The sequence below is a fragment of the Nocardiopsis protaetiae genome, assembly GCF_045446735.1.
In the GTDB taxonomy this organism is placed as follows: Bacteria; Actinomycetota; Actinomycetes; order Streptosporangiales; family Streptosporangiaceae; genus Nocardiopsis; species Nocardiopsis protaetiae.
This window is the reverse complement of sequence record NZ_JBJJBV010000436.1, coordinates 1-3596: the sequence shown is the minus strand read 5'-3', so window position 1 is coordinate 3596 and position 3596 is coordinate 1. Positions and strand designations below refer to the sequence as shown.

Annotated in this window: 2 protein-coding genes and 1 pseudogene; 2 read left to right on the top strand and 1 reads right to left on the bottom strand. The window is 77.4% G+C overall.

The genetic code is table 11. From position 1 onward, the window contains the following. The coding region (locus ACJOT3_RS33455; RefSeq protein ID WP_406977138.1) for a hypothetical protein at positions 1-635 on the top strand (635 nt) is incomplete at its 5' end. Then, a complete protein-coding gene (locus ACJOT3_RS33450) occupies positions 632-2866 on the top strand; it encodes a TIGR03986 family type III CRISPR-associated RAMP protein (RefSeq protein WP_406977137.1) in 2235 nt (744 codons plus the stop codon). The genes ACJOT3_RS33455 and ACJOT3_RS33450, both read left to right, overlap by 4 nt. On the opposite strand, the pseudogene ACJOT3_RS33445 reads toward ACJOT3_RS33450, so the two are convergent. Then, positions 2856-3596: pseudogene (locus ACJOT3_RS33445) on the bottom strand (hypothetical protein); the annotation flags it as partial. The gene ACJOT3_RS33450 and the pseudogene ACJOT3_RS33445 sit on opposite strands and share 11 nt — an antisense overlap.

Sequence of the window (3596 nt, the reverse complement as noted above, 5' to 3'; positions counted from 1 at the left end):
GGCCGGCCGGGCCGGACGGCGGCCCCGACACCCCGCAGTGGCTGCTGGCCGAACTCGGCGACGGCCGCATCACCGGCGTCTGCCCCCGGGACCGCTGGCACCGCTCGGACGGGCCCGCCACCGCCGACCTGTCGGCGCCGCCGCCGACCGCGCCGGCCGACCGGGTCCGCGTTCTGGAGGTCCTGGTGTTCGCCGCCCACGCCCAGATCCGGATCGGCGAGGGCGGCCGGTCCGGGTGGATCAGCGCCGACGCGCCCGGGGAGCTCCCCACGTGGCTGCGCCCGCGCGACCGCTCCTTCCTGCTCCAGGGCTGGACCGGACCCGAACACGGCCGCTCCCCGGGGCCGGGCGTGCCGCTGACGGTCACCGCGGAACCCTCCGGGGCGCGGGCCGTGCTGCCGGTCGTGTGGACCGACTTCTCCGCCCGGGTGCGCCGCGCCCGCGGGGGCCGCGCCGTCGCCGAGGGGTCCGGGAGCTGGCTGACCGTGCGCGAATACTGGGCCCAGGACCCCGAGACCGGCACCGTGGGGGTGGCCTTCCACCGGCTGACCGGCCTGACCACCGGGCCCAAGCCCACCGGCCCGGTGTTCGACCCGGGCACCGGCGACGAACCCGCCGGGGGGAGACCGTGGTGAACCCCCGCGACGTGGCCTCGCGCCTGGGCGGCGCCGACCGCCCCCGCCCCGCCGGCAAGGACGCCCCGACACGCGCCACCGCGCCCTACGGCGCGGTCCGCATGGCCGCCGAGCCCATGCCCGCCGCCGACCTGCACGGCGGACACGACACCGGCGACCTGCTGCGCAGCCACGACCGCACGGTCCGCGGCACCCACTCGGGGTGGATCGACCTGACCCTGACGACCCTCACCCCCACCTTCGTGGGCCGCACCCCCGACCGGGGCGGGGTGAGCCGCTCCCTGCGGCTGCCGCACGGGGAGAACCCGCTGCCGGTACTGCCCGGATCGGGGCTGCGCGGCCTGGTCCGCAACACCCTGCGCATGCTCACCAGCGGGGAGACCGGCCCGGTCAACACACCGATGCTGTTCTTCCGGGCGCCGGTGCGCATCGACCCGGCCTCCACCGACAGCACGCTCTCGCCCCGCACCCGCTCGGTCATGGCACTGCGCCACTCCCAGTACCGCAGGCGGCGGGCGGGCCTGCGCACCCGGCAGGGGTTCCTGTTCCACGAACGCGCCCGCGACCGCTGGTACATCGTCGAGGTCCCGGCCGCGCGGCCCGGCGGCGACCGCGGCCAGGCGCTCAAGGTGCCCTTCGCGGTGCTGCGGGAGAGCCTCAAACGGTGGGACTTCGGGGTGGACGACCTCCCCGACACCCCCCGGGGCACCGCGTACGTGCCCACCGCCCACGAACAGCACGGCCGGTTGCAGTACCGCTGGGTGTACGCCGTCCACCTGCCCGGGGAGCGGCGCGTATCCGCGGTCGCCCCCACCGAGCAGGAGGCCCGCGCCCACCTGGCCGACCACCGGCTCGACGCCCGCGACCTGGGCCGGGGCGGGGTCGTCGCGGCCCTGGTGGTGCTCACCGGCGCGGCCGCGGGCGAGCGCCGCAACGCCTACCTGTTCCCCCGGCCGCCGGACCTGCGCACCGGGCGGCTGCGCGTCCCCGACGCCCTGGTGGAGATGTTCGAGTCGGCCGAGCAGATCACCGGGTACCAGCGGGCCGCGTTCCCCGACGGGCTCGGCACCGGGGAGGGCGACCCCGAGCGCGAACGGATCGGCGGGGCCGGGGGCGGCGGGCTGCCCCGCCGCGGCATGGAACCGGTCTGGTTCGACGTGGACGCGCAGGGGTCGGTGGTGTCCTTCGGGCGCTCGGGCGGCTACCGGATCGCGGTCAGCGACGACGACCCCGTCCGCCGGGCGGTGCCGGAGGCGCTGCTCAGCCCCCAGCACGGCGACACCGACCGGGCCGACCGGGCGGGGCGGCCGGTGGACGTGGGCCGCGCCCTGTTCGGGGACGTGGACACCTTCGCGGGCGAGTCGCCCGCCTCCAAGGGGCGGGTGTTCTTCGGCAACGCGGTGTGCACCGACCCCGACCCCGACTACCCCGACGGGGCGGCGCTGCGGGTGCGGCTGCTCTCCCCCCAGCGCGGCTGCTTCGCCAACTACCTGCTCCAGGGCCCCGACGCGGCCGAGGGGGGCCGGGCCGACATCATCACGTGGGCGCACGAGGGGCGGGTGCGGCTCAACGGCTACAAGGCCTACCTGCACCGGCACCGCGCCGACCTGGGCACACCGGTGCGCTACGACGACGCGGCCCGGGACGACCCGGGCCTGGAGGTGCTGGCGGCCGGGGGCGACCACGAGCCGCCCCGGGACACCCAGCGCGACGTGATCCCGCTCCGCGACGGCCTGGTGTTCCGGTCGCGGATCACCTTCACCAACCTCACCGACGGGGAGTTGGGCGCCCTGCTGCGGGCCCTGCTGCTGGACAACCCCGAGGACGGGGGAGACCCGGCCGACCCGGAGTACGCGCACAAGATCGGCATGGGCAAGTCGCTGGGCATGGGCAGCGTCCACCTGCGGCCGGAGCTGTACCTGGTCGACCGGCGGGCCCGGGCGCTGTCCGCGGACCCGGCGGCCGGGGTGGAACGCGCCGACGCCGCCCGGGTGCGGGGGCTGCTGGACGCCTTCGACGGCGCGCTGACGGCGCGCCGGATCTCCGGGAGCGGTGACCCGTCCCGGTGGCGGGAGGTGGACCAGGCCGTGGACGTGCTGCTGGCCGCCCGCTGGCGGCACCGGCTGCCCTGGGAGGACACGGCGGTCATGCCGCTGCGCGCGTTCGCCGAGTACCCGGTCCTGCCCCCGCTGGTCGACCGCTACGCGGCGGCCGGCCTGCTCACCCGGTGATGACCTCGGTCAGCGCGTCGATGAGGTCGGCACGCCGGTCCGGGTCGTCCTGGGCGTCCGCCCAGCGGGCGGGCACGCCCCGCCCCTCCTCCAGGATCGCGCACAGCAGGGTGTCCAGGGTGCCCTGGGGGTCGGCCTCCAGAGCGGCCCGCCGCTCCTGCGCACGGGCGGACAGCTCCAGGGCGGTCCGCTCCAGCCACATCTTCTCCTCCTCGCTGAGCACCTCGCGGCGCTCGGGGTCGACCCCGGCCGGGACCGTCGGGGTGTCCGGCACGGGGGCGTAGGGGGCGCTGCGGGCCCGGCCGCGGGCCTGCTGCACCAGGGCGAAGTGGGTGGGCATGTCCACCGCCATGCGCCCCAGGACCCCGGTGAGCCGGCGGGCGACGTCCTCGCCGCTCAGGGCCGGCAGCAGGCGGCGCAGCATGAGGCGGCGCCGCTGGTCGGGGGTGCGCCCGGGGTCGGCGTCGCGGCCGGCGGCCAGCTCGGCGAGCTTGCGCAGCAGGTAGTCGCCGGTGGCGGTGGAGACCATCGGGGCCTCCTTGGGCCCGCCCAGGCCGCGGCCGTGCAGGTCGGCGACGGGCACCGCGCTGCCGTCCTCGGTGAAGGAGACGGTCTCGCCGGGGGAGATGTCCTCGGGCAGGTCGGCGGCGGGGTTGCCCCACCCGGCGGTGAGCACGAGCATGGCCAGCGCCTCCTGCTCGACCACGTCGGTGGCCACGCGCGCCACGTC